The organism is Streptomyces sp. NPDC021356, from assembly GCF_040641015.1.
Taxonomy (GTDB): domain Bacteria; phylum Actinomycetota; class Actinomycetes; order Streptomycetales; family Streptomycetaceae; genus Streptomyces.
The window spans coordinates 80028-105515 of record NZ_JBFACU010000010.1 but is presented as its reverse complement, the minus strand read 5'-3'; the positions used below and the strand labels follow the sequence as shown (position 1 = coordinate 105515).

Annotated in this window: 19 protein-coding genes and 2 tRNA genes; 18 read left to right on the top strand and 3 right to left on the bottom strand. The window is 70.8% G+C overall.

Translation table 11 applies throughout. The annotated features are described in order from the left end of the window. Positions 1-121 precede the first annotated feature (121 nt). The 3 genes from AB0G56_RS15650 (at position 122) to AB0G56_RS15640 (ending at position 5475) form a co-directional block, all read left to right on the top strand. Positions 122-3073 carry an AAA family ATPase gene (locus tag AB0G56_RS15650; RefSeq protein WP_360969357.1) on the top strand — a complete coding sequence of 984 codons (2952 nt, stop codon included), beginning with the start codon at positions 122-124 and terminating at the stop codon, positions 3071-3073. A 49-nt stretch (positions 3074-3122) separates the two neighbouring features. After that, positions 3123-4805: a hypothetical protein gene (locus AB0G56_RS15645; RefSeq protein WP_360969355.1), complete on the top strand. Its 1683-nt coding sequence runs from the start codon at positions 3123-3125 to the stop codon at positions 4803-4805. Positions 4806-4968: 163 nt separating this feature from the next. Further along, a complete protein-coding gene (locus AB0G56_RS15640) occupies positions 4969-5475 on the top strand; it encodes a DUF3761 domain-containing protein (RefSeq protein WP_360969353.1) in 507 nt (168 codons plus the stop codon). A 251-nt stretch (positions 5476-5726) separates the two neighbouring features. Here AB0G56_RS15640 and AB0G56_RS15635 read toward each other — a convergent pair whose 3' ends face one another. Next, on the bottom strand, positions 5727-6197 hold the full coding sequence (locus tag AB0G56_RS15635; RefSeq protein WP_360969351.1) for a GNAT family N-acetyltransferase: 471 nt from the start codon (positions 6195-6197) through the stop codon (positions 5727-5729). A 299-nt stretch (positions 6198-6496) separates the two neighbouring features. Continuing rightward, a tRNA-OTHER gene (locus AB0G56_RS15630) sits at positions 6497-6576 on the bottom strand. 463 nt (positions 6577-7039) lie between these two features. Between AB0G56_RS15630 and AB0G56_RS15625 the strand changes: the two genes are divergently transcribed. The 3 genes from AB0G56_RS15625 (at position 7040) to AB0G56_RS15615 (ending at position 10237) form a co-directional block, all read left to right on the top strand. Beyond that, positions 7040-7672 carry a hypothetical protein gene (locus AB0G56_RS15625; RefSeq protein ID WP_360969350.1) on the top strand — a complete coding sequence of 211 codons (633 nt, stop codon included), beginning with the start codon at positions 7040-7042 and terminating at the stop codon, positions 7670-7672. Positions 7673-8162: 490 nt separating this feature from the next. Then, positions 8163-8759: a tyrosine-type recombinase/integrase gene (locus AB0G56_RS15620; protein ID WP_360969614.1), complete on the top strand. Its 597-nt coding sequence runs from the start codon at positions 8163-8165 to the stop codon at positions 8757-8759. Positions 8760-9004: 245 nt separating this feature from the next. After that, a complete protein-coding gene (locus AB0G56_RS15615; protein ID WP_193448636.1) occupies positions 9005-10237 on the top strand; it encodes a DNA sulfur modification protein DndB in 1233 nt (410 codons plus the stop codon). A gap of 302 nt (positions 10238-10539) precedes the next feature. Here the strand turns inward: AB0G56_RS15615 and AB0G56_RS15610 are convergent. Then, positions 10540-10611, bottom strand: a tRNA-Arg gene (locus AB0G56_RS15610). A gap of 62 nt (positions 10612-10673) precedes the next feature. Between AB0G56_RS15610 and AB0G56_RS15605 the strand changes: the two genes are divergently transcribed. The 12 genes from AB0G56_RS15605 (at position 10674) to AB0G56_RS15550 (ending at position 25453) form a co-directional block, all read left to right on the top strand. Beyond that, on the top strand, positions 10674-11264 hold the full coding sequence (locus AB0G56_RS15605) for a response regulator (RefSeq protein WP_360969349.1): 591 nt from the start codon (positions 10674-10676) through the stop codon (positions 11262-11264). Between the two features lie 226 nt (positions 11265-11490). Further along, the gene (nrtL, locus tag AB0G56_RS15600; RefSeq protein WP_360969347.1) at positions 11491-12567 is read left to right on the top strand and encodes an ArgS-related anticodon-binding protein NrtL; all 1077 of its coding nucleotides are present in this window, start codon (positions 11491-11493) and stop codon (positions 12565-12567) included. A 22-nt stretch (positions 12568-12589) separates the two neighbouring features. Further along, positions 12590-13981: a diaminopimelate decarboxylase gene (gene lysA / locus AB0G56_RS15595; RefSeq protein WP_360969346.1), complete on the top strand. Its 1392-nt coding sequence runs from the start codon at positions 12590-12592 to the stop codon at positions 13979-13981. 158 nt (positions 13982-14139) lie between these two features. Then, positions 14140-15468: a homoserine dehydrogenase gene (locus AB0G56_RS15590; RefSeq protein ID WP_360969344.1), complete on the top strand. Its 1329-nt coding sequence runs from the start codon at positions 14140-14142 to the stop codon at positions 15466-15468. 6 nt (positions 15469-15474) lie between these two features. After that, positions 15475-16533 carry a threonine synthase gene (thrC, locus tag AB0G56_RS15585; protein ID WP_360969342.1) on the top strand — a complete coding sequence of 353 codons (1059 nt, stop codon included), beginning with the start codon at positions 15475-15477 and terminating at the stop codon, positions 16531-16533. A gap of 862 nt (positions 16534-17395) precedes the next feature. Beyond that, positions 17396-18313 carry a homoserine kinase gene (gene thrB, locus AB0G56_RS15580; protein ID WP_360969340.1) on the top strand — a complete coding sequence of 306 codons (918 nt, stop codon included), beginning with the start codon at positions 17396-17398 and terminating at the stop codon, positions 18311-18313. A 406-nt stretch (positions 18314-18719) separates the two neighbouring features. Then, a complete protein-coding gene (gene rho / locus AB0G56_RS15575; protein WP_360969338.1) occupies positions 18720-20738 on the top strand; it encodes a transcription termination factor Rho in 2019 nt (672 codons plus the stop codon). A gap of 302 nt (positions 20739-21040) precedes the next feature. Beyond that, the gene (locus tag AB0G56_RS15570; protein WP_360969336.1) at positions 21041-22183 is read left to right on the top strand and encodes an LCP family protein; all 1143 of its coding nucleotides are present in this window, start codon (positions 21041-21043) and stop codon (positions 22181-22183) included. Between the two features lie 158 nt (positions 22184-22341). Further along, positions 22342-22566: a 50S ribosomal protein L31 gene (rpmE, locus tag AB0G56_RS15565; protein WP_019326867.1), complete on the top strand. Its 225-nt coding sequence runs from the start codon at positions 22342-22344 to the stop codon at positions 22564-22566. Between the two features lie 109 nt (positions 22567-22675). After that, positions 22676-23743: a peptide chain release factor 1 gene (gene prfA / locus AB0G56_RS15560; RefSeq protein ID WP_360969334.1), complete on the top strand. Its 1068-nt coding sequence runs from the start codon at positions 22676-22678 to the stop codon at positions 23741-23743. 158 nt (positions 23744-23901) lie between these two features. Continuing rightward, positions 23902-24741: a peptide chain release factor N(5)-glutamine methyltransferase gene (prmC, locus tag AB0G56_RS15555; protein ID WP_360969612.1), complete on the top strand. Its 840-nt coding sequence runs from the start codon at positions 23902-23904 to the stop codon at positions 24739-24741. A 64-nt stretch (positions 24742-24805) separates the two neighbouring features. Continuing rightward, positions 24806-25453: an L-threonylcarbamoyladenylate synthase gene (locus AB0G56_RS15550; RefSeq protein ID WP_360969333.1), complete on the top strand. Its 648-nt coding sequence runs from the start codon at positions 24806-24808 to the stop codon at positions 25451-25453. Positions 25454-25488 lie beyond the last annotated feature (35 nt).

Genomic DNA, 25488 nt, shown 5'->3' with positions numbered 1-25488 from the left:
GTGAATGGCAGGTTCATGATCGGTACCCGCGCAGGTGCTCGTACAGGTACTCGTACTCGTACCAGTACTCGTGTCCGGCGAACCCGAGGCATGAACGAGGCTGTGTCCGGAAGGGTCTCCGATGACCGAGCCGACCACCCCGCCGGCGGACCGCCCGGCAGCACGTCCCCGGCCGCCCGTCGTCGGACGCGATGCCCTCTGCGACACCGTACGGACCCACCTGGCCGGCGGCGGCGGAGTCCTGCTCACCGGCCCGGCCGGCATCGGCCGGACCACCGTCGTGTCCCAACTGGTCACGGACGCGACCGCCCGGGGCCGGCAGGTCCTGCGCTGCGCGCCCTCCCCGGCCGAACGCGACAGCCCCTTCCTCGGCCTCATCGACCTGCTGGCCCCGGTCGGCGACGACGCCCTCGCCGCCCTGGCCGCCCACGAACGCACCGTGCTCGAAGCGGCCCTGCTGCGCGGCGCACCGGCCGCCGGCACCGACCCGGCCACCGGACGCGACGCACTCGTCCTGCGGATCGCGGTGCACAGACTCCTCGCCCACCTGTCCGGCTCCCGCCCGCTCCTGCTCGTCGTCGACGACGCCCAGTGGCTCGACCGGCCCACCGCGGACGTCCTCGCCTTCCTCGCCCGCCGGACCCCCGCCCGCCGCGCGGGGCCCGGCCCGGACGGCGGCCCCTCGGTGCTCGTCGCCCTGCGCACGGAGCCCACCGCGGACGGCCCCGAGGCACAGGCGGCGCAGGAGCCGTGCCACGGACCCGAGGCACAGCTCCTGCGCCACGGACCCGAGGCACAGGAGCTGTGCCCGCCACCGGTCCGCCGGATCCAGGTCCCGCCCCTGACCGCCCACCAGACCGCCGAACTGCTCGACGCACACGACCACCCCGCCTGGCCCCGCCCGCTCGTCGCCCGGCTGCACCAGGCGAGCGCAGGCACCCCGCGCACCGCCCTCGAACTCAGCGCCGCCCTCGACGAACGCCTCCGCATCGAGGGCGCCGACCTGCCCGGCCCGACCGAACCGCTCCCCGTCCCCGACTCCCTGCGCCGCCCGATCCTCGACCGGATAGACGCCCTCCCCCCGAGCGCCCGGCACACCCTGATCACCGCGGGCACGGCCGTCCGTCCCACGGTGGAACTGCTGCGGCGCGCGGGCCGCCACCACGCCGCCGCCGACGTGGACACCTGCGTACGGCACGGCGTCCTGCACAGCCCACGGGCCTTCGACCACGGCATCATCAGGTTCCAGGACCCACTGACACCGATGGTCCTGCGGACCGTGACCCCGTACGAACGCCTGACGCGCGCCCACCGCGCCCTGGCCGAGGCCTCCGACGACCCGGTCGAGCGCGCCCACCACATCGCCCGGCTCGCCGCGGGCCCCGACCCGGCCGTCGCCGCCGGGCTCGCCGACGCCGCCCGCGCCGCCCGCCGCCGCGGCGCCCCCGGAACCGCGGCGAGACTGGGCCGCATGGCAGCCGAGTACACGCCCGCCGGTCAGACCCACGTCGACATCGACCGCCGCCTCACCGCCGCCGAGGACGGCATCGAGGCCGGAGACCTCGACTTCGCCAGGCAACTCGCCTACGAAGTCCTCGGCGAGGCCGACCGCCCCGCCGACCGGGTCCGCGCCTGGAACGTGGTCATCGACTCCTGTGGCCAGGCCATGGCCGAGATCACCGACGTCTTCCCCGAAGCGGTGCACGACGCCGGACGGGACCCCGGGCTCCTCGCCCAGCTCCACTACCGGATGAGCTGGCGCGCCTGGATGGTCGGCGGCTCGGCGGTGCGCGCCCACGACCACGCGGTACGAGCCGCACGCCTCGCGGCGCGCTCGGGCGACCGCCGCACCGAACTCATGGCACTGACCCAGCAGGCGGCCCTCGAACTCTTCCTGGGCCACCCGCGGGCCGAGACGACCCTGGCCGCCGCGCTCGCCGCCCCCCACGACGTGCACGCCATGACCCACCACAACGGCCCCACCTACCTCAAGCACCGCTTCCACCTGGTCCGCGACGAACTCGACGAGGCCCGCGCCGAACTGCGCACCCTCGTCTACACGCTGCGGCAGCGGGGCTCGGCTGACAGCCTCAGCCAGTGCCTCAACGGCCTCGCCCAGGTCGAGATCGCGCGCGGCCGCTGCCGCCCGGCCCTGACCATCGCCCGGCAGAGCCTGCGCATCACCGAACAGGCGGGGCTCAGCCAAGGCCCCGCCTGGTACACGGTCGCCCTCGCCGAGACGGCGGGCGGCAGCCTGAGCCAGGCGCTCACCGCGGCGGAGACCGCCCGCCGGCACAGCGAGGACGACGACGACCGCCTCTTCCTGCCCCGCGCGCTGCACGCCGAAGGACGGATCAGACTGTTCAGCGGGCAACCCGTACAGGCGGCCGAACTCCTGCGGCGAACAGCCGAGTTGGAGACCGGGCAGGGCCAGAAAGACCCCGCCACCCGCCGCTGGCACGCCGACCTGGCCGAGGCGCTGGCCCGCACCGGCGCGACCGACGAGGCGGAGGCCGTCATCGCCCGCGCCCGCCACCAGGCGGAGCGACTCGGCCGGCCCGGTGTCCTGGCCACCCTCGACCGCGCGGCGGCGGCCGTCGAAGCGGCCCGCGGCGAACTCCCCGCCGCGGCAACGGATTTCGCACGGGCCGCAGTACGCCTCCGGGCCACCGGTTACCCCTTGGAGGAGGCCCGCACCCGCGTGGCACTGGGCAGGGCGCACCGCCTCCTCGGCGACGAACCGGCCTCCCGCACCGCGTTCGCCGACGCCCTGCGGATCTTCACGAAGGCGGGGGCCCGCGCCTGGGTCTCCGTCACCCGCGCCGAACGCGACCGCGCCGACGACCTCCGCGCCCCCGTACCCGACGGCACCTCCTGGTCCGAACACCTCACATCGACCGAACGCAGCGTGGTCACCCGCGCCGCCCAGGGCGCCACCAACCGCGAGATAGCGGCAGGCCTCGTCCTCAGCGTCAAGACCGTCGAGGCGGCCCTCACCCGCGCCTACCGCAAACTCGGCGCCAGGTCCCGCGTCGAGATCACCCGCATCATCATGACGCGGCCCACGGCATAGGGGGAGACCAGAGGACGGAACCCCGGCCGACGGCCGTTAGGGTGACGTCGTGGTCGGTCTCACCGAGGCGAAACTGAGAGCGCTGGCCGGGACACGTTCCTTCGAACGCGGACTCGGATACGTGGACGCGGTGTCCGGAATCGAGGTCGGCACCGACTCGATCAGGGCATCGGTCCAGGGCACACACCGGTACGGGGCGGAGCTGACCCTAGGCGGTCCCCGGGGCCTGGCGGGAGAGTGCGACTGCCCGCACGGCCAAGAGGGCAACTTCTGCAAACACCTGGTCGCGCTCGGCCTGGTCGCGCTGGCCCAGAAGGCCGACCTCCCCCGCCAGAGGAAGACGGCCCGGAACCGGGCGCGGGGCCTGGACGCCTGGTTGTCGGCTCTCTCCCGCGAGGAACTGCTCGCCCTCGTACGGAACGAGATCACCGAGGACCGCAACGTACGCCGACGTCTGGAACTGCGAGCCGCGAGCGCCCGTGGAGACCTGGCCGCACTCCGCTCGCGGCTCCGCGAACTGCTGGACATCGGCCCGTTCGCGTCCTACGGCTACGTCGAGTACGCCGACGCCCGCGCCTACGCGGACCAGGCCGGGCAGGCGGTGTCCGCGATCAGGGCACTGACGGCCTCCGACCGCCCCGCGGACGCGGTGGTCCTGGCGCGGGAGGCGATCGCCCTGCTGGCAGCGGCGGCCGAGAACGTCGACGACTCCGACGGACGTCTCGGGCAGATCGGCGCCGACCTCGCGGACCTCCACCACACCGCCTGCCGCGCGGCCCGCCCCGACCCGGAGGAACTCGCGCACTGGCTGGTCGGCCACGCCGTCGACGAGGCGGCGGCCGACCTGACGTACCTCGACCCGCTGGACTACGAGGACGTACTGGGCGAGCGGGGCACGGCAGCCCTGCGCCGGCACGCCGTCCTCGCGTGGCAGGCCCACCGCACCGGCTGGGCGGAGAAGCACCTGATGCAACGGCTGGCCAAGGCGGGCCGGGACGTCGACACGGTGATCGCCGTACACGCGGCCGACCTGGCACCGAACGGCCACACCCACCTGCTCATCGCCCGCGAACTGGAAAGCGCGGGCCGCTTTGCCGAAGCGTTGGAGTGGGCTGAACGAGGCCTCCGTGACACCGGGAACCTCGCCACCGTCGACACCGCCCTGGTCGACCACCTCACCGACCGCTACACCCGAGCCGACCGCCTCACCGACGCCGTAACCTTGCGCAGCGACCACTTCAAGGCCCGCCGCACCCTCCTCACCTACCGGCAACTGCGCGTAGCGGCCCAGGCCGCCCGATGCTGGCCGACGGAGCGGAAGAAGGCCCTGGCCCTACTGAGCGCGGACGCCGGCGCCGGCGCCGACAGGAAGGGCGCACAAGGCACCTCCGTCCTGGTGGACGTCCTACTGGATGACCGGGACATCGACGCGGCCTGGCAGGCGGCGACGACGTCAGGCGCCCACGACACCCAGTGGCGCACGCTCGCCGACACCTCCCGAGCCACCCGCCCCGCCGAAGCCCTCGCCGCCTACCTCCGCCTGGCCAAGCCCCTCACCCACCAGACGGGCAGCCGCACCTACGAGGAACTGGTGGCCCTCCTCCTGAGCATGCGCGACTGCCACCGCGCCCTCGGCACGCAGGACGACTTCACCGCATACGTCACGACCCTGCGCACCACCCAGAAGCGCAAACGCAACCTGATGCGACTGATGGACGAACACGGACTGTGACCTGGTCCCGCAGCGGACGCCCGCTCATGGTGCGTGCGTCCTCCTCCTGGCGGTGGTTGAGAGTTGTAGTGTCACAACTAGGTCACTACCTTCACCGATCCCTCACATCGAACGTGTCGGCGCAGGTAGCTTCACCCCTCACGTACTGAAACAGGGGGGTCCTGTGAGCTACCACCAGCCTCAACCACCGTTCCAGCCGCCGCCCGGACCGCCGTCCACCCGTCCGGCACCGAAGTGGGCCCGCAAACGTTTCGTACTTCCCGCTCTGGGCCTCGCGTTCATCATCGGCGTGGGCAGCGCCGGCGCCGCCGGCCAGAACCCGGACGCGACGAAGCCGGTGGCCAACGACAAGGTGCAGCCGACGGTCACGGCCACCGCGACACCCACGGCGACGCAGACCGTGAAGCCGAAGCCGGCCCCGACGGTGACGGCGACGAAGACGGTCCAGGTGAAGGTGACTGTCACCGCACACGCCGCCGCGGACTCGGGAACGGAGGAGAGTTCGACGTCTGACGGATCGTCGTCCAGCGGCGGATCCAACTCGTCGGGCGGCTCCAGCTCCGACGGCGGCGGTGCGACGGCGCGGTGCAACGACGGCACGTACTCGTACGCCGTACACCACCAGGGCGCCTGCTCCCACCACGGCGGCGTGGCCGTCTTCTACCGGTAGCCGACGTGTCAGGGCGGCCCCTCCAACTGCCGCCCGATTACGGAACCTCCGCTCCACTGAACAGAGGAGGCCGGTCCCGCGTCTCCGGGTCCTCCGGTCCTGTGCGCTCATGGCACCCTGGTCCCTGTGCGGGCCGGGGGCGTCGTCGTGTGCCGGCCCTCCCAGGGCGCCGGCCGCTGGTCGACTTCCGGAGACCACCGAACTCTTGGTCAAGTGGCTACCGGAATCCGTCTGCGGCTTCCCGTGTGCGCTTACTGGGAGGGGAAGGCGATCCGGAGAACGATCTCGCCGTCGTCGATCTCCCCGGTGGGCTCGAACCCGAACTTTTGGTAGAAGGGCAACGGTTCGCCATCGCCGGGATCGTAGCTGGTCAGCAACTCTGTGGCGCCGTCCTCACGAACCAGGGCGGCGATCTGCGTGAGAATCTCTCGGCCGATCCCTCGCCCCTGATGGTGCTTGTCGACGAGGAGGCGCCAGATGAAGTGCCGCCCTGTGTAAGGACCAGCCGACGGCTTCCACGACAGCATCACGAAGCCGACCGGCTCGTCGCCGATGTACACCGCGCGGTACCAGGGATTGGCCTCCGGGTGCTGTGCCGCCTGCTTGAGCGACATGGACACGGAGGCGACGAACTGCTTCTGATCACGGCGGACGCGGAGGGCACGAACGGCATCCCGGTTGGCGTCAGTGATCTCGCGCAGGTGTACGTCTGGAGACCTCACGCCACACCCCTTCCTGCATGCGGCGGCTGTGCCGTCCGGAGCGACGTGACGAGCCGTTCTCGTGTGGCAGTCAGGCGCAGCGTATTCGGCGCCGCGGATCTGGTGCGGGACCGGCACGCCGGGCTGCGACCGCTCCAAAGCAGCTGCTGTGACCTGGGCAGACGCGCTCGGACCCTGTCCACGAATAGTCCACAGACCCCGTCGTACGGCCGCCTCGGGCCGCATACGGCTGCACATACGCGAAGACCCCGGCCTCAGCGTTTCCGCTGGTGACGGGGTCTTTGGGCACCTGATCCAAGGTGCCCCGGCAGGATTCGAACCTGCGCACACGGCTCCGGAGTGAATGTGTAGATCAGCACACGTGGCCTTCTGGCCTGCGGCGGAGTCCCTCAGAGGGGTTCAGCGGTTCCGAGTGTGTCGGAGGTGTGACGGACGCCCTCGCGATGCCCGCGCCGTGAAGCCAGTGAACTTGCGTCAGGTCCTATCGCCCCACCGCCCCTTCAAGGCAGCCTCGCCCTGTCTGCGCCCGCCTCACGCTCCTGTGCGCCGTTGTCACCGCGCCTGCGCATGGCTAGGCTGCACCTAGCCATGCGGACCCGGGCTGAAGTGCTGGGTCCGACAGCGACCCGCCGTTGACCATGCGAATGGGCAAGTAGCCCATATGACACGTCGATTGGCAGGCTTTCCCATTGCTTATGGTCGCATCGGCACGCGTTGGTGCTGGCGCGGCCTCTGAGACGTGATGTGAGACAAAAGTGATTTATTCGTTCATCGCGCACACGAGTCCGGGGCGGAGTAGAGTGTTCGCCCTTGTCAAAGCTCCTCGCGAAGAGTTGGAAGCAGTGACCACGCTCGGAGCTGGAGATCTCCATCTAACCGAGGAACTGGTCGACGCGCTCAACGGATTCCTGGCCGACCGGGACGACACGGCTCTCGAAGTAGTCCTGAACCGAGTCCCGATGCCTGTGCGCATGGCCACGCAGCAATACCTCAAAGAGAAGTGCCCGCCGATGCTCGGAGAGTTTACTGGGTTCGGTCCGATCGACGTGGTTCGCCCTGCTGTCTACTTCAGAGACATCGATGATGAGCTGGAGGAGTATCTTGAGGGTGCGTACATGATCGGGCTCGGTATTCGCATGTCGAACGAGCAGGACAGCGAAGGTGACGTCGAATGGGTCGTGCAGTTGCTCAGCGATGAAGTCTCCGTGCCAGCCAGCGCCGAGCCTCGCACATGGGAGCTTCCCGCAGAAGCGAAGCTCTTGCAGACCTGGACGAGTAAGCGACGCACTGGCCCTGTCGGCCCCGTTGGTGGCGCGCTCAATGTAGCGGAGGAAGCAAGCGCCCAAGGGCGTTGGGTAAGGATCCACACGTTGCTTCACAGCGACCGCGATGTCGACTTCGAGGGCAATGGAACTTCGGAATTCGTCGTCGATGTCTTCGATGCGCCTATCCCGCTGCAGCGCTTGGAGGGGTAGTGGGTGGTGCTGCCGCGTTCGGCAGCCGTGGCTGTTGAGCGCGGCAGCACGACTGCCGCAGTCGCTGGAAGCTTCGCGGCCCAGCGAACAGGTCTTGCGGGGCGCCATGCCAACCGCATTCGTTACCGCTCGGAGGCAGTTAGTTGTATTCACTGGGTGAGTCTTCGGCGAAGTTCGACCGACCGGCCGTTGGGTGATCTGGCTGACCCCGGGGTGTTCGAGGATGTGCTGTACCGCCTCAGCTACAAGCTGGACGGCACTCCGGCTGCGGGCGACACCTACAAGCGGCGGCGCCGCGCTCTGAACACCGCTCTCGAACATGCTGTGGTCGTAGGGGAGCTCCCAGAGAACCCCCTTCAGGGCGCTCGCCGGAAGCACGTCGGCTCCAATGAGGTGGTGGACCGCCGCGTCCTCGTGAACGCCGTACAGGCCCGGCAGTTGCTCAAGAGTCTCCTACGTCGGGTCCTGGGATCGCTGCCGCGGGCGGCGCCTGGCGGCTTTCTACGCGGTCCTGTACTACGCGGGCCTGCGGCCCGCTGAGGCAGTCGGACTGAGGCGGTCTGACTGTCACCTGCCGGAGACGGGTTGGGGCACGCTCACGCTGCGGGAGACGCGCCCCGTCTCCGGGAAGCAGTGGACCGACTCCGGAGAGCGGCACGACCGCCGCGGCCTGAAGGTACGGGAGGCGACCAGCGACCGTCCGGTGCCCATTCCGCCCGTCTTGGTCGCCATCCTCCGGGCTCACTTGGAGGAGTTCGGGACCGCCAAGGAGGGGCGCATGTTCGGCAACGAACGCGGGGGAGTGGTCGTCTCTTCCACCTACTGGCGGGTGTGGGAGGAGGCGCGGGAGTACGCGCTTTCGCCGGAACGTGTCGACTCGCCGTTGGCCGGGCGCCCGTACGACCTGCGACACGCGTGCATCACGCGGTGGCTGAACGCAGGGGTGCCCATCGCTGAGGTGGCCCGGCGGGTCGGCAACTCGCCAGAGGTGATCCATCGCCGATACCACGGTTGCATCGACGGTCACGAGGAAGCCGCCAACGCGAAGATCACCAAGGCGCTGGAGGACGAGGGGGACACCGCCTGACAGCGCCTGCAAACGGAACCTCTGGCTCAAGATGGTGAGTTCGGCCGGGGGAGGCGATGACGAGCACGTAGCCGACCCGTCACGAGGCCTCCTCGGGCCCCTCGATCTGTCACTTAGTCAGCTACATCGCCAACTTGTTCTAGGAAATAAGAATTTGATTGACGAGGTTAGGAGTAGAGCTGTATGGTCTGGGACTTGTATCGCCGATCTGACGGTACATCACCGCGATCAGGGAGTAAATCCTGGTGAGCATCAACATCGACACGAGCCGCCTCAAGGGCGTCGTCCCGTCGTCCACCTACCTCGCGCAGCGGTCCTTCCAGGGAGGCCGTGTCGTCTACACCGTCCGCGTTCCGCTCGCTGACCTGCCGACGATCCTCCCGGTGCCCAGTCCGGAACAGCCGGACGAGGACAACCGCAAGGTCGACGCCAAGCACGCCCGCGAGTTCGGCGAGTACCTCGACACCAAGCCGGACTGGGTCGCCCCCGCCCTCCTGGCTCGCGACAACGGCGGCTGCAAGTTCGAGCCGGCCAACAGCGAAGGAAATGTGGGATACCTCGAAGTCCCCTGGGCTGTCGGCACGATCACGCGCCTGTCCACGATCGACGGACAGCACCGCGTTCTCGGCGTCCACCTGGAGCAGAAGCGCATCACCGAGGCCATCGCTGACGTCGACCGCAGCCTTCTGCGCATGGTCAGCCCGGAGAAGATCGCCAAGGCGAATGAGGAGAAGCAGGCCCTCGTCGACCGTCTGGAGCGCCTGAAGAACGAGTACGTCGGGCTGGACATCTACGTCGAGCTGGACAACCTCAAGGCCCGGCAGATGTTCGTGGATGTCGCCGACAACGCCAAGGGCATCTCCGCGGCCGTCCGTGCCCGCTTCGACGCCTACAAGGTCGCCAACCGTACCCTCAGCGACGTGATGCGCCACCCGATGCTCAAGGGCCGCGTCGACCCCGAGCAGGATCGCATGACGCCGAAGAACACGAACTTCATCGGCGCCAAGCACGTCGCCGACATCACCCGCGCCGTCCTCGTCGGACCCGGCGGCCGGATCGGTAAGAAGGTCGAGACGGAAATCTCCGACAGCGAGGTCATCGAGGCCGTCAAGGACTACCTCGACATCATCTCCGTCGCCTTCACCGACCTCGCTGACATGACCGAGGACAGAACTCCCGCGGTCACCGTCCGCAACAAGTCGCTTCTCGGGTCTGTCGGTATGCTCCGTGTCCTCGCCGGCGTCTTCCGCGACCTGCGGGAGGCCAAGGTCTCCGACGATGAGATCACGATCTTCTTCAAGAAGCTCGACAAGCACATGACCGCGCCCGTCAGCGAGAGCAGCCTGTGGCGCAGCCTCCCCGAGACGAGCGAGCACTTCGAGATGGAGGCCAAGGCTCCGATCATGCGCCAGCAGAACTTGGTGGCCCTCAACAAGGTGATCACCAGTTGGTACAAGAAGGCCCCTGCCGTCCTGTAGGCGTCGCCCTCACCAGCAGCGAAGCCCCTCCTCATGCAGCGAGGAGGGGCTTCGCTATGCCCAGGATACGGACCGGACTGCCGACGGCAGTGACCGGCGTGACTAGGCGTCCCGCCCGTGTATTTCTTTGGAGCTCCAGCGACCTCTGTGGGTAGGTCGAGGCGCGCGGAGGGATGTGTCGGAGGTGTGTCGCGAATGCTGAGAGACAACGAGAGAGGGCGGGAGTCAGTGAGACTGACTCCCGCCCTCATCTGTCGGCATCCGCCCTGGTCAGCGCTTGATTGTTGCTGTTCCTAGGCGAGTGCCCCCGGCAGGATTCGAACCTGCGCACACGGCTCCGGAGGCCGTTGCTCTATCCCCTGAGCTACGGGGGCGGGGTTCGTCGCGCTCTGTGCGCGGCGACGGGTAGAACACTACCAGCTCCCGTGGGGTGGTCATGAACGTTTTCCGTGGGGGCGCAGCCCCTGCGCGTGCCCATGTGGAAGGGGTGCGTCCCCCGGACGGGGTGGAAGTGGGGAAAACCCGGACGCGATGGCCGGGGCCGACCTACTCTCGAGTTGTGCCAGGGGCTTCCGGCCGGGTGCTTGTTGTGGACGACAACAAGGTCATCCGGCAGCTGATCAGGGTCAATCTCGAGCTTGAGGGGCTCGAGGTCGTGACCGCGGTCGACGGTGCCGAGTGTCTGGATGTGGTGCATCAGGTGCGGCCCGATGTGATCACCCTCGACGTCGTCATGCCCCGGCTCGACGGGCTAGCCACCGCCGCGCAGCTGCGCGCCGACCCCCGTACCCGTGATCTTCCGCTCGCCATCGTCAGCGCCTGTTCGCAGGGGGACGTCGCGGCAGGGCTCGACGCCGGGGTCGACGCCTTCCTCGCCAAGCCCTTCGAGCCTTCCGAACTCGTGCGCGTCGTGCTGGAGTTGGTCGAGGGGCGGGGGAGAGGGCCGCAGCCCGATGCGGCCGGTGGGGAGGGTGCCGGTCCCGGTGAGGGCGGGGACGCCCAGCGGACCGGCCGTCGTACCAGATAGTCCACACCGCGTTCTTCAGCGCCCCCGCGGGTCGGCAGTCGTGCAGGGAAGCAGCCCGGTGGGTCGGCGGTCGCCGTACCGCCCCGTGGTCCAGGCGGCGGGTACCGCCCCGTGGTCCAGGCGGCGGCCGGGGCGCCAGGCCCCACCCCCGCCCCACCGTCCACATGCCGATACCCCGCCCAAACCCGTTCGCCTACCCACCCCCCTCCTCCCCTACGCTTGTCCCGTGACCCCCGTGGAGCTCTCCCGTACCGTGCTGTGCGCGGTGCGTCGTGCTGTCGACGCGGGGGAGCTGAGCGTGCCGGTTCCGGAGCGGGTCGTGGTCGCGCCGCCGGGGCCGGGCGGGTGCGGGGACTATGCCACCGGCATCGCGCTCCAGCTCGCCCGGCCCGCCGGGCAGAGCACGCTGCGGGTCGCCGACGTGCTGCGGGACCACCTCATGGCCATGGCAGCCGACGGCATCGGGAGTGTCGTCGTCACCGGGCCCGGGTTTCTCAACATCAGTCTTCGTGACGCCGATGCCGGCGCCGCCGCCCGTCGGCTCGCCGAGCAGATCCTGCGCGACGGCCCGCGGTACGGGTACGGGCAGGACGCCGCCGGGCAGGTACTCAGCCTGCACTGCGCCGCCGAACCCCGCGCCCTCGTCGTCGGTGACGTCCTCGCACGTCTGCTGCGCGCCCAGGGCGCCCTCGTGCGGACCAGCTGCGAGAGCCGGGGGCCGATCCCGCCGCGGTGGGAGGCGGTGCTCGGCGCCCGGGCCGATGCGGTCGGGGAGGGGATGCTGGACGTGAACGTGCGGCCGGTTCCTGTTCCCGCCGCCGACACCGCCGCCCTCCTCGCCCTCGGGCGGGACGCCGGACGCTGGGCGCTCCTCCATCCCGCCGGCCACGACCGGCCCCGGGTCGGCGGGGAACACCTCGTCCAGCGCGAGAGCAACCCCCTCTTCCGTATCCGTTACGCCCACGCCCGCACCCGGGCCCTGCACCGCAACGCCGCCGACCTCGGCTTCGCCGCCCTGCCGGGGGCCACCGGCACGGCCGCCACGCGACCCCTGCTCGCCGCCCTCGCCGACCACCCACGCCTCCTCGCCCGGGCGGCGCGCCACCGCGCGCCCGACCGGCTCGCCCGGCACCTCGTCACCGTCGCCGATGCCGTGCTGCCCCTGCTGCCGGACGTACTGCCGCGCGGCGAGGAGAAACCCTCGGCCGCCCACCGCGCCCGGCTGGCCCTCGCCGAAGCCGCCGGGACGGTGCTGGCCGGCGGCCTGTCCCTGCTCGGCATCGACGCACCCGACCACCTCTGAGAGCGCAGAGAGACACACCGACATGAGCCGTTCCGCACACCCCGCCGGGCCCCGTCACGCCGATGTCCTGCCCGAGGGCCACTACGCCGCCCCGCCGGCCGACCTCAACACCCTCGACCCCAAGGTCTGGGCGCAGACCGTCACGCGGGACGCCGACGGCGTGGTGAGCGTCGGCGGGGTCACCGTCACCCGGCTCGCCGAGGAGTTCGGCACGCCCGCATACGTCATGGACGAGGCCGACTTCCGGGCGCGCGCCCGCGCATGGCGCACAGCCTTCGGGCACGACGCCGACGTCTTCTACGCCGGCAAGGCCTTCCTGTCGCGCGCGGTCGTGCGATGGCTGAACGAGGAGGGGCTCAACCTCGACGTCTGCTCGGGGACCGAGCTGGCCACCGCCCTGTCCGCGGGGATGCCCGCGGACCGTATCGCCTTCCACGGCAACAACAAGTCCGCCGCGGAGATCGAGCGCGCGGTGGGCGCGGGGGTCGGGCGGATCGTGCTCGACTCGTTCCAGGAGATCGTCCGGGTCGCGCACATCGCCCAGTCCCTCGGCAAGCGGCAGCGCGTCCAGATCCGTATCACCGTGGGTGTCGAGGCGCACACGCACGAGTTCATCGCCACCGCCCACGAGGACCAGAAGTTCGGCATCCCGCTCGCCGGCGGGCAGGCCGCCGAGGCCGTGCGGCGGGCGCTCCAGCTGGACGGCCTGGAGCTGATCGGCATCCACAGCCACATCGGGTCGCAGATCTTCGACATGTCCGGGTTCGAGGTCGCCGCGCACCGGGTCGTGGGGCTGCTGAAGGACATCCGTGACGAGCACGGCGTCGAGCTGCCCGAGATCGATCTCGGCGGCGGCCTCGGCATCGCCTACACCAGCGCCGACGACCCGCGTGAGCCGCACGAGATCGCCAAGGCGCTCACCGAGATCGTGACGCGTGAGTGCGAGGCCGCCCGGTTGCGCACGCCGCGCATCTCGGTCGAGCCGGGGCGCGCCGTCGTCGGTCCCACCGCCTTCACCCTCTACGAGGTCGGCACCGTCAAGCCGCTCGAAGGGCTGCGGACGTACGTGTCCGTCGACGGCGGCATGTCCGACAACATCCGTACCGCGCTCTACGACGCCGAGTACAGCGTGGCTCTCGTCTCCCGCGCCTCCGACGCCGAGGCGATGCTCGTCCGCGTCGTCGGCAAGCACTGCGAGAGCGGCGACATCGTGGTCAAGGACGCGTTCCTGCCCGCCGACCTGGCGCCCGGCGATCTCATCGCCGTGCCCGCGACGGGCGCGTACTGCCGGTCCATGGCCAGCAACTACAACCACGCCCTGCGTCCGCCGGTCGTCGCCGTCGCCGACGGGGAGGCCCGGGTCATCGTCCGACGGGAGACGGAGGACGACCTCCTGCGTCTCGACGTCGGGTGAGGCAGGCATGACGCGGGGCACCGCCGCGCCGGAAGATCTCCTGTCTTCCGGCCCGGCGAAAATGAAATAAACGTCTCACGATCCGGACAAATGACAGAAACTCCGGTCCGGTGAGTGAGACTGGTCCAACCGTAGACGGTATGAGGAAACGAGGTCGGATGATGCGTACGCGTCCGCTGAAGGTGGCGCTGCTGGGCTGTGGGGTTGTCGGCTCAGAGGTGGCGCGCATCATGACGACGCACGCCGACGACCTCACGGCCAGGATCGGTGCCCCGGTGGAGCTGGCCGGGGTCGCCGTCCGGCGCCCCTCCAAGGTCCGCGAGGGCATCGACCCCGCGCTCATCACCACCGACGCCACCGCCCTCGTCAAACGCGGCGACATCGACGTCGTCATCGAGGTCATCGGTGGCATCGAACCCGCCCGGACCCTCATCACGACCGCGTTCGAGCACGGCGCCTCCGTGGTCTCCGCGAACAAGGCCCTCCTCGCCCAGGACGGGGCCGCCTTGCACGCCGCCGCCGAGGAGCACGGCCGCGACCTCTACTACGAGGCCGCCGTCGCCGGTGCCATCCCGCTGATCAGGCCGCTGCGCGAGTCCCTCGCCGGGGACAAGGTCGACCGAGTCCTCGGCATCGTGAACGGCACCACCAACTTCATCCTCGACAAGATGGACTCCACGGGCGCCGGGTACCAGGAGGCCCTCGACGAGGCCACCGCGCTCGGGTACGCCGAGGCCGACCCGACCGCCGACGTGGAGGGCTTCGACGCCGCCGCCAAGGCCGCCATCCTCGCCGGGATCGCCTTCCACACGCGCGTACGCCTCGACGACGTCCACCGCGAGGGCATGACCGAGGTCACCGCCGCCGACTTCGCCTCCGCGAAGGAGATGGGCTGCACCATCAAGCTGCTCGCCATCTGCGAGCGGGCGGCCGACGGCGGCTCCGTCACCGCGCGCGTGCACCCCGCGATGATCCCGCTCAGCCACCCCCTCGCCTCGGTGCGCGGCGCGTACAACGCCGTGTTCGTCGAGTCGGAGGCGGCGGGCCGGCTGATGTTCTACGGGCCCGGCGCCGGCGGTTCGCCCACCGCCTCCGCGGTCCTCGGCGACCTCGTCGCCGTCTGCCGCAACCGGCTGAACGGTGCCACCGGGCCCGGGGAGTCGGCGTACGCCGCGCTGACCGTCTCGCCCATGGGTGACGTCGTCACGCGCTACCACATCAGCCTGGACGTCGCCGACAAACCCGGCGTGCTCGCCCAGGTCGCCACCGTGTTCGCCGAGCACGGAGTGTCCATCGACACTGTTCGCCAGCAGGGCAAGGACGGGGGTGCCTCCCGCTCGAGCGAATTCGAGAGCGGGGGAGAGGCCTCCCTCGTCGTCGTCACCCACCGAGCGTCCGACGCCGCCCTCACCGGCACCGTCGAGGCGCTGCGCAGCCTCGACACCGTGCGGGGCGTCGCCAGCATCATGCGGGTTGAAGGAGAGTAACCAGCAATGACCCACCAGTGGCGCGGAATCATCGAGGAGTACCGGGACCGGCTGCCGGTGTCCGACAGTACGCCGGTCGTGACGCTCCGCGAGGGCGGTACGCCGCTCGTGCCCGCGCAGGTCCTCTCCGAGCGCACCGGCTGCGAGGTCCACCTCAAGGTCGAGGGCGCCAACCCGACCGGGTCCTTCAAGGACCGCGGTATGACCATGGCGATCAGCAAGGCCAAGGAGGAAGGCGCCAAGGCGGTCATCTGCGCCTCCACCGGCAACACCTCCGCCTCCGCCGCCGCGTACGCCGTACGGGCCGGCATGGTCTCCGCCGTGCTCGTGCCGCAGGGCAAGATCGCGCTCGGCAAGATGGGCCAGGCGCTCGTGCACGGCGCGCAGATCCTCCAGGTCGACGGCAACTTCGACGACTGCCTGACGCTGGCCCGCGCGCTGAGCGACAACTACCCCGTGGCGCTGGTCAATTCGGTCAACCCGGTACGTATCGAAGGGCAGAAGACCGCCGCCTTCGAGATCGTCGACATGCTCGGCGACGCCCCCGACCTCCACGTCCTCCCGGTCGGCAACGCGGGCAACATCACCGCCTACTGGAAGGGCTACAAGGAGTACGCCGCCGACAAGGTGTCCACGAAGACCCCGCGCATGTGGGGCTTCCAGGCCTCCGGCAGCGCGCCGATCGTGCGCGGCGAGGTCGTCAAGGACCCGTCGACGATCGCCACCGCCATCCGCATCGGCAACCCCGCCTCGTGGACGTACGCCCTGGCCGCGCGGGACGAGTCCGGCGGCGCCATCGACGAGGTGACGGACCGTGAGATCCTGCGCGCCTACCGGCTGTTGGCCGCGCAGGAGGGCGTCTTCGTCGAGCCGGCGTCGGCCGCCTCCGTCGCCGGTCTGCTGAAGGCCGCCGAGCAGGGCAAGGTGGATCCGGGCCAGCGGATCGTGTGCACGGTCACCGGGAACGGCCTCAAGGACCCCGACTGGGCCGTCGCCGGCGCCCCGCAGCCGGTCACCGTCCCGGTCGACGCGGCCACGGCGGCGGAACGGCTCGGACTGGCCTGACCGGCGGTGGGCTGGGAGCCCCGGTGGACCGGGTCAACCGGTGGGCTGGGGCCCTGGCGGGTCGGAACAGCGGGTGGGCTGGGGCCCCGGTGGGTCGGAACGGCCGGTGGGCAGGGAGCCACCGTGGGCCGGGAGTTCCGGTGGGCCGGCGAGTCCGGCGGCCGGGAGAGTCCAGTCCGGCGCGCAACGGTGCGGGGCAGGACGACCGCCGAGGTGGCCTGCCACTGCGTAGACCCGCCACTGCGTAGACCCGCCGCTGCGTAGACCTGCCACTGCGCGGGCCCGCCGTCGGGCGGACCCGCCGCGGGTGAGGCCGCCGGTGCGCGGTCGCCGTCGGCGGCGACGGCGGCGGCGGTGACGGTGGTGGCGACGGTATGGAGGCACTCCGTGCCACCCGGCCGCCGGAGCACCGCCCACCGGGCGCTCCCGACGGGCACCGCCTGCCGGTCCCGTCGACTGTCCGCCCAGGTGGGCGGGCACCCCGGGCGTGGCACCGCCCCGGCCACGGGACTCGACCGCGCACAACACGCATCCGCCCCCACCGCCGCACCTGCCGGCGCGCGCGGTGCCGATGTCCGCGCCCGCCGGTCCGCGCAACCACGCGACCTCCCGGGGCGTCCTCGTCCGGGGCCCCTGACATGGGGGCACGGACCGGCACGCGACACGCATCGTGCGCCTCCTGTGCGCCCTATGTCGCCACAGAACCTTCCTTCGATAGGCTGTAAGGAACCCGCCCACCGCATATGCCTTCGCATGTCGCGGTGCCGCGCCGTTCTCGCGGCCCCGAGGGTCCTCACGTATCCGTCGAATCCCGGTCGAGCGTCACTCGACCGTCACGCAGCTCAAGGAGAGTCAACGAGCGATGGCCGGTCCAGCGTTCCGCGCCGCCGCCGTCCGGGTGCGCGTCCCCGCCACCAGCGCCAACCTGGGCCCGGGCTTCGACGCCCTCGGCCTCGCGCTGGGGCTCTACGACGACGTCGTCGTCCGGGTGGCCGACTCCGGGCTGCACATCGACATCGCGGGCGAGGGCGGCGAGAGCCTGCCGCGGGACGAGAAGCACCTGCTCGTACGGTCGTTGCGCACCGCCTTCGACGTGCTCGGCGGGCAGCCGCGCGGCCTGGAGATCGTCTGCGCGAACCGCATCCCGCACGGCCGCGGACTCGGCTCGTCCTCCGCCGCCATCTGCGCCGGCATCGTCGCCGCCCGCGCCGTGACCATAGGCGGCGACACGAGACTCGACGACACGGCGCTCCTGGAGCTGGCCACCGAGATCGAGGGCCACCCGGACAACGTGGCGGCCTGTCTGCTCGGCGGGTTCACCCTGTCCTGGATGGAGGCCGGGGCCGCCCGGGCGATCAGGATGGAGCCCTCGGATTCCATCGTTCCGGTGGTTTTCGTGCCCGCGAAACCCGTCCTGACCGAGACCGCGCGCGGCCTGCTCCCGCGCACCGTGCCGCACGTCGACGCGGCCGTCAACGCGGGCCGAGCGGCCCTGCTCGTCGAGGCCCTCACCCGGCGCCCCGAGCTGCTGCTGCCCGCCACCGAGGACCGACTGCACCAGGAGTACCGCGCCCCGGCCATGCCGGAGAGCGCCGCGCTGGTGGAGCGGCTGCGCGGGGACGGCATCCCCGCGGTCATCTCCGGCGCCGGACCGACGGTGATGGCGCTGGCCGACGCGGGCACCGCCGACGAGGTGGAACGACTCGCGGGTACGGGCTGGGCCGCCAATCGGCTGAGTCTCGACGCGCAGGGCTCCTGCGTGCTGCCGCTGTCCGGCTGACACGCGATTGCCGGATGTGGAGAGGGGGAATGTTTGTTGGATCCGGTAGTGTTAATCTCAAGTCTGCACCCGACCCCACCATGGCGAGGTGCTTCGTGTCCCAGTCCGGGACCAACATTCTTCCGGGAGCTCCCCAAGCCGTTCTGTGTTCCGTACGCCGTATCCGGGCAGCACGTCGTACGCGGACGCTGAGCGGTCCACAGGGCACGCTCCGGAAACGGCGCTACCACGCCACGTGACACCGGGTGCCACGGCACGTCGCGGCAGCGCCACTCACCAGATATCTCTTCCGCCGCTTTGGCGGACCACCGCCCCGGCACGGTCCACACAGCAAGGACCGAAGCCGGACAGCACAACCGGTCGCCGAGCCAGACAGGCCGACGTCCGCTCCAGGGAAGGACCCTTCGTGAGCGACACCACCGATCTGATGGGCGCACGTGTCGAGGAGACCGCTGCCGCGCCCGCCACGGACGCCTCCGCGCCTGCTACCGGTGCCGGCTCCCGGCGGCGCCGCGGTACCGGCCTCGAGGGCATGGTGCTGGCCGAGCTGCAGCAGGTCGCCTCGGGCCTCGGCATCAGGGGCACCGCGCGGATGCGCAAGAGCCAGCTGATCGAGGTCATCAAGGAGGCGCAGGCCTCAGGGGGTGCCGCCCCCGCGAAGGCCGCGACCGCCGCGGGCGACGCCACCGAGACCAAGCCGAAGCGCCGCGCCACCTCCCGCACCCGCACGGGCGACGACAGCGCCGCGGGCAAGAAGGCGGCCGAGGCGCCGGCCGAGAAGGCCGCCGCCCAGCAGCAGATCGAGATCCCCGGCCAGCCGGCCAGCGACGCTCCCGTCGAGCGCCGCAGGCGCCGGGCCACCGCCGAGGCGGGCAGCCCCGAGACGGTCGCCGCCGAGGCGAAGAGCGAGCCGAAGGCCGAGGCCAAGGCCGAGTCCACCGCCCAGCAGCAGGTTCAGGGCCAGCAGCAGGGCGACGCCAAGGGTGACGCGGGCGACGGCGGCGAGGGCCGCCGGCGCGACCGCCGCGAGCGTGGCCGCGACCGCGACCGCGACCGGGACCGTGACCGGGATCGGGATCGTGACCGCCGTGGCGGCAAGGGCGACGACCAGCAGGGCCAGCGCCAGCAGAACCAGCAGCAGGGCGGCGGCCGTCAGGACCGCAACGCCGGTCCGCAGGACGACGACGACTTCGAGGGCGGCCGCCGCGGCCGTCGTGGCCGCTACCGCGACCGCCGTGGCCGTCGTGGCCGCGACGACGTGCAGGAGCCGCAGATCACCGAGGACGACGTCCTGATCCCGGTCGCGGGCATCCTGGACATCCTCGACAACTACGCCTTCATCCGGACCTCCGGCTACCTGCCCGGTCCGAACGACGTGTACGTCTCCCTCGCCCAGGTCCGCAAGAACGGCCTGCGCAAGGGCGACCACGTCACCGGCGCCGTGCGCCAGCCCAAGGAGGGCGAGCGCCGCGAGAAGTTCAACGCGCTCGTGCGCCTGGACTCCGTCAACGGCATGGCGCCCGAACACGGCCGCGGGCGGCCGGAGTTCAACAAGCTGACGCCGCTCTACCCGCAGGACCGGCTCCGCCTGGAGACCGAGGCGGGCGTGCTGACGACCCGGATCATCGACCTCGTGTCGCCGATCGGCAAGGGCCAGCGCGGTCTGATCGTGGCCCCGCCGAAGACCGGCAAGACCATGATCATGCAGGCGATCGCCAACGCCATCACGCACAACAACCCCGAGTGCCACCTGATGGTCGTCCTCGTCGACGAGCGTCCGGAAGAGGTCACCGACATGCAGCGGTCGGTCAAGGGCGAGGTCATCTCCTCGACCTTCGACCGCCCGGCCGAGGACCACACCACCGTCGCCGAGCTGGCCATCGAGCGCGCCAAGCGCCTGGTCGAGCTGGGTCACGACGTGGTCGTCCTGCTGGACTCGATCACCCGTCTGGGCCGCGCGTACAACCTCGCCGCCCCGGCCTCCGGCCGCATCCTGTCCGGTGGTGTCGACTCGACCGCCCTGTACCCGCCGAAGCGCTTCTTCGGTGCGGCCCGCAACATCGAGGACGGCGGTTCGCTGACCATCCTCGCCACCGCCCTGGTGGACACCGGGTCCCGCATGGACGAGGTGATCTTCGAGGAGTTCAAGGGCACCGGCAACATGGAGCTGAAGCTCGACCGGAAGCTCGCCGACAAGCGCATCTTCCCGGCGGTGGACGTGGACGCGTCCGGCACCCGCAAGGAGGAGATCCTGCTGAACTCCGAGGAGCTGGGCATCGTCTGGAAGCTGCGCCGGGTGCTGCACGCGCTCGACCAGCAGCAGGCGATCGAGCTGCTCCTCGACAAGATGAAGCAGACGAAGTCGAACGTCGAGTTCCTGATGCAGATCCAGAAGACGACGCCGGCCCCCGGCAACGGCGACTGATCCGCACCGACCGGCGTCGATCCGTACCGAAGGGCCGCCCCCACCCCGGGAGCGGCCCTTCGCCGTAGCCGCCCCTACCTCCACCGCCCCGCCCCCGCCCCTACCTCCACCGCGCCCGGGCGCCCGCCGTCGCCGCCGTGCGCCCCGCGAGAGCTTCGCCACAGCTTCCTGTGCAACCTTCGGCCCGGTTACCTCGTCTGACCCTGAAGAGCGACGATGGTGCGGTACGGGCTCGTTCGACCGGGCCGGGCCTGACCCTGGCAACAAGGGGTAACCGACCGGATACGAGAGCTGAGGAGCACATGTCCCCCCAGAGCACGCCGGACCCCGGCATACCGGGGAAGAACCCCGACCGCAGCACCCGCCGCAGAGGCGCCGGGGGCCGCCGCCGCAAGCCCGCCACGGGGCGGCGCAAGGCGCTGGTGGCCGCGGCCTGGACCGCGGCGGGCATCGTGGTGCTCGGCGGCACCGGCGCCGGCTTCCTGTACTTCAAGCTGAACGACAACCTGAAGACGGTCGACATCAACCAGGCCCTCGGCACCGACCGGCCCGGCAAGGCCGACAACGGTTCCGAGAACATCCTGGTCCTCGGCTCGGACACCCGCTCCGGCAGCAACAAGAAGCTGGGCGGCGGCACCGACGACGGCAGCGCCCGCTCCGACACGGCGATGATCGTGCACGTGTACGAGGGCCACAAGAAGGCCAGTGTCGTCTCCATACCCCGCGACACCCTCGTGGACCGCCCCGAGTGCACCGACGCCAAGGGCGGCACGCACCCGGCCGCGCAGAACGCGATGTTCAACGAGTCCTACGGCACGGGCGGCGCCGCCTGCGCCGTGAAGACCGTGGAGTCGCTCACCGGCCTGCGTATGGACCACTACCTGGAGGTCGACTTCAGCGGCTTCCAGAAGCTCATCGACGACCTCGGCGGCGTCCAGGTCACCACGACCAAGGCCATCCACGACCCGAACAGCCACCTGAACCTCGACGCGGGCACGCACACCCTGAACGGGCAGCAGTCCCTCGGCCTGGTCCGCACCCGGCACGGCGTCGGCGACGGCTCCGACCTGGGCCGCATCCAGCTCCAGCAGGCCTTCGTCAAGGCGCTGATCGACCAGGTCAAGCACGTGGGCCTCTTCACCGACCCCAAGAAGCTCTACGACCTCGCCGACACCGCGACCAAGGCCGTCACCACCGACTCCGACCTCGGCTCGGTGAACTCCCTGATCTCCTTCGCCGACGGCCTCAAGGGCATCAGCTCCTCCCACATGAGCATGGTCACCATGCCGGTCCGGTACGACCCGGCCGACCCCAACCGCGTGATCATCGAACAGACCAAGGCGCACCAGGTCTGGACGGCCCTGAGGAACGACCGGTCCATCCCGAGGACGGCCACGCAGGGCACGGCGACCGGTGAGGCCAAGGGCGTCGTGAGCGCCTCGTAGCCGATGTGCGGCTCCGCCGCGTCCCGCGGGGAATACCGGAGCCCGACCCCCGGTTTTGGGAGATGGCGCCAGTCCTGGCAGACTGGTCCGTCGGCCCCGGTTCACGCCCCCGCATCCCGCGGCGGCGACCCGGCGCCCTCCCGGACATAGGAGACACCTTGAAGCGCGACATCCACCCCGAGTACGTCGAGACGCAGGTCAGCTGCACCTGCGGCGCGTCGTTCACCACTCGCAGCACCATCGAGTCCGGCACCATCCGGGCCGAGGTCTGCTCCGAGTGCCACCCGTTCTACACGGGCAAGCAGAAGATCCTCGACACCGGTGGCCGTGTGGCCCGCTTCGAGGCCCGCTTCGGCAAGGCTGCCGCCGGCTCCAAGAAGTAGCGAGCCCCATTTCGCCGGTCCACGGCCGCGCCCTCCACCGGGGCGCGCCCGGGACCGGCGTTTTTGGTCGTCCGCCCTTCCCCTCCCCCAGCAGTAGCAGGAGCCCAAGATGTTCGAGGCCGTCGAGGAGCTCGTCGTCGAGCACGCCGACCTGGAGAAGAAGCTCGCCGACCCGTCGGTCCACGCCGACCAGGCGAACGCGCGCAAGCTCAACAAGCGGTACGCCGAGCTGACCCCGATCGTCGCCACGTACCGCTCCTGGAAGCAGACCGGCGACGACATCGACACCGCGCGCGAACTTGCCGCCGACGACCCCGACTTCGCCGCCGAGGTCAAGGAGCTGGACAAACAGCGCGAGGAGCTGACCGAGAAGCTGCGCCTGCTGCTCGTGCCGCGCGACCCCAGCGACGACAAGGACGTCATCCTGGAGATCAAGGCCGGCGCGGGCGGTGACGAGTCGGCGCTCTTCGCCGGTGACCTGCTGCGCATGTACCTGCGCTACGCCGAGCGCGTCGGCTGGAAGACCGAGATCATCGACGCCACCGAGTCCGAGCTGGGCGGCTACAAGGACGTCCAGGTCGCGGTGAAGGCCCGCGGGCAGATCGAGCCCGGCCAGGGCGTGTGGGCCCGGCTGAAGTACGAGGGCGGTGTGCACCGCGTGCAGCGCGTGCCGGCCACCGAGTCCCAGGGCCGTATCCACACCTCGGCGGCGGGTGTCCTCGTGACCCCGGAGGCCGAGGAGGTCGACGTCGAGATCAACCCGAACGACCTGCGCATCGACGTCTACCGGTCCTCCGGGCCGGGCGGCCAGTCCGTCAACACCACCGACTCCGCGGTGCGCATCACGCACCTGCCCACCGGAGTCGTCGCCTCCTGCCAGAACGAGAAGAGCCAGCTGCAGAACAAGGAGCAGGCGATGCGTATCCTGCGCTCCAGGCTGCTCGCCGCGGCGCAGGAGGAAGCGGAGAGGGAGGCCGCGGACGCCCGCCGCAGCCAGGTCCGCACCGTCGACCGCTCCGAGAAGATCCGCACCTACAACTTCCCGGAGAACCGCATCTCCGACCACCGGGTCGGCTTCAAGGCGTACAACCTGGACCAGGTCCTGGACGGCGAACTGGCCGCGGTGATCCAGGCCTGCGTCGACGCGGACTCGGCCGCCAAGCTCGCGGCCGCGTGAGGCCGCGGACCGCGTGAGGCACGTGGAGCAGACCGCGTAAGGCACGTAGACAGGACCCACGTCCGGCGCCGGCAGGCACGGCACCTACGCACCAGTACCGAGCACGGAGGACCAGCGTGCAGCAAGAATTCGGGGGGCGACCCCCAGGCCCCCGCAGCGTGCTGCTCGCCGAGGTGGCGCAGGCCACCCAGCGGCTGGCCGACGCCGGTGTCCCCTCGCCGCGCAACGACGCCGAGGAGCTGGCCGCTTTCGTGCACGGGGTCAAGCGCGGCCAGCTGCACTCCGTCAAGGACGCCGACTTCGACGCCCGCTACTGGGAGGTCGTCGCCCGGCGCGAGCAGCGCGAGCCGTTGCAGCACATCACCGGACGGGCCTACTTCCGCTACCTGGAGCTCCAGGTCGGCCCGGGCGTCTTCGTGCCGCGGCCCGAGACCGAGTCCGTGGTCGGCTGGGCCATAGACGCCGTGCGCGCCATGGACGTGGTCGAGCCCTGCATCGTGGACCTGTGCACCGGCTCGGGCGCCATCGCGCTCGCCCTCGCCCAGGAGGTGCCGCGCTCCCGCGTGCACGCCGTGGAGCTGAGCGAGGACGCGCTGACGTGGACCCGCAAGAACGTGGAGGGGTCCAGGGTCGACCTGCGCCAGGGCGACGCCCTGACCGCCTTCCCGGACCTCGACGGCCAGGTCGACCTCGTGATCTCCAACCCGCCGTACATCCCGCTGACCGAATGGGAGTACGTCGCCCCGGAGGCCCGCGACTACGACCCCGGGCTGGCGCTGTTCTCCGGCGAGGACGGTCTCGACCTGATCCGCGGCATCGAGCGCACCGCGCACCGGCTGCTGCGCCCGGGCGGCGTCGTCGTCATCGAGCACGCCGACACCCAGGGCGGCCAGGTGCCGTGGATCTTCACCGAGGAGCGGGGCTGGGCGGACGCGGCCGACCACCCCGACCTCAACAACCGGCCGCGGTTCGCCACCGCCCGCAAGGCGCTGCCATGAGCCCGGCACAGCCCACCACCAGGACTTCAGACCAGCAGTACGTGTACGAGGAGGCCCGCTGACAATGGCACGGCGATACGACACCAACGACGCGACCGACCGCGCGACGGGTCTGCGCGAGGCCGCGTCCGCCGTCCGCCGGGGCGAACTCGTGGTGCTGCCGACGGACACCGTGTACGGCATCGGGGCCGACGCGTTCTCCTCGGAGGCCGTGGGCGATCTGCTTCAGGCCAAGGGCCGCGGGCGTGCCATGCCCTCCCCGGTGCTGATCGGTTCGCCGAACACGCTGCACGGGCTGGTCACGGACTTCTCGGAGATGGCCTGGGAACTGGTCGACGCCTTCTGGCCCGGCGCCCTCACCCTCGTCGCCCGCCACCAGCCGTCCCTCCAGTGGGACCTGGGCGAGACCCGGGGCACGGTCGCCGTGCGCATGCCGCTGCACCCGGTCGCCATCGAGCTGCTCACCGAGTTCGGCCCGATGGCCGTGTCCTCGGCGAACCTCTCCGGCCACCCCGCGCCGGAGACCTGCGACGCCGCCCAGGAGATGCTCGGCGACTCCGTCTCCGTCTACCTGGACGGCGGCCCGACCCCCGGCATCGTGCCGTCCTCCATCGTCGACGTCACCCGTGAGGTGCCCGTGCTGCTGCGTGCGGGTGCGCTGTCGGCGGAGGAACTGCGCAAGGTCGTACCCGACCTCGAGGTGGCGAATTGACGGCGCCCGACACCCCCGGGTCCACGCACCGGCTC

Excerpts from the sequence above, each read along its gene's own strand:
- AB0G56_RS15650 (WP_360969357.1), top strand. The coding sequence starts at position 122 with ATGACCGAGCCGACCACCCCGCCGGCGGACCGCCCGGCAGCACGTCCC.
- AB0G56_RS15605 (WP_360969349.1), top strand. The coding sequence starts at position 10,674 with ATGAACGTTTTCCGTGGGGGCGCAGCCCCTGCGCGTGCCCATGTGGAA.
- lysA (WP_360969346.1), top strand. The coding sequence starts at position 12,590 with ATGAGCCGTTCCGCACACCCCGCCGGGCCCCGTCACGCCGATGTCCTG.
- AB0G56_RS15590 (WP_360969344.1), top strand. The coding sequence starts at position 14,140 with ATGATGCGTACGCGTCCGCTGAAGGTGGCGCTGCTGGGCTGTGGGGTT.
- thrC (WP_360969342.1), top strand. The coding sequence starts at position 15,475 with ATGACCCACCAGTGGCGCGGAATCATCGAGGAGTACCGGGACCGGCTG.
- thrB (WP_360969340.1), top strand. The coding sequence starts at position 17,396 with ATGGCCGGTCCAGCGTTCCGCGCCGCCGCCGTCCGGGTGCGCGTCCCC.
- AB0G56_RS15570 (WP_360969336.1), top strand. The coding sequence starts at position 21,041 with ATGTCCCCCCAGAGCACGCCGGACCCCGGCATACCGGGGAAGAACCCC.
- prfA (WP_360969334.1), top strand. The coding sequence starts at position 22,676 with ATGTTCGAGGCCGTCGAGGAGCTCGTCGTCGAGCACGCCGACCTGGAG.
- AB0G56_RS15550 (WP_360969333.1), top strand. The coding sequence starts at position 24,806 with ATGGCACGGCGATACGACACCAACGACGCGACCGACCGCGCGACGGGT.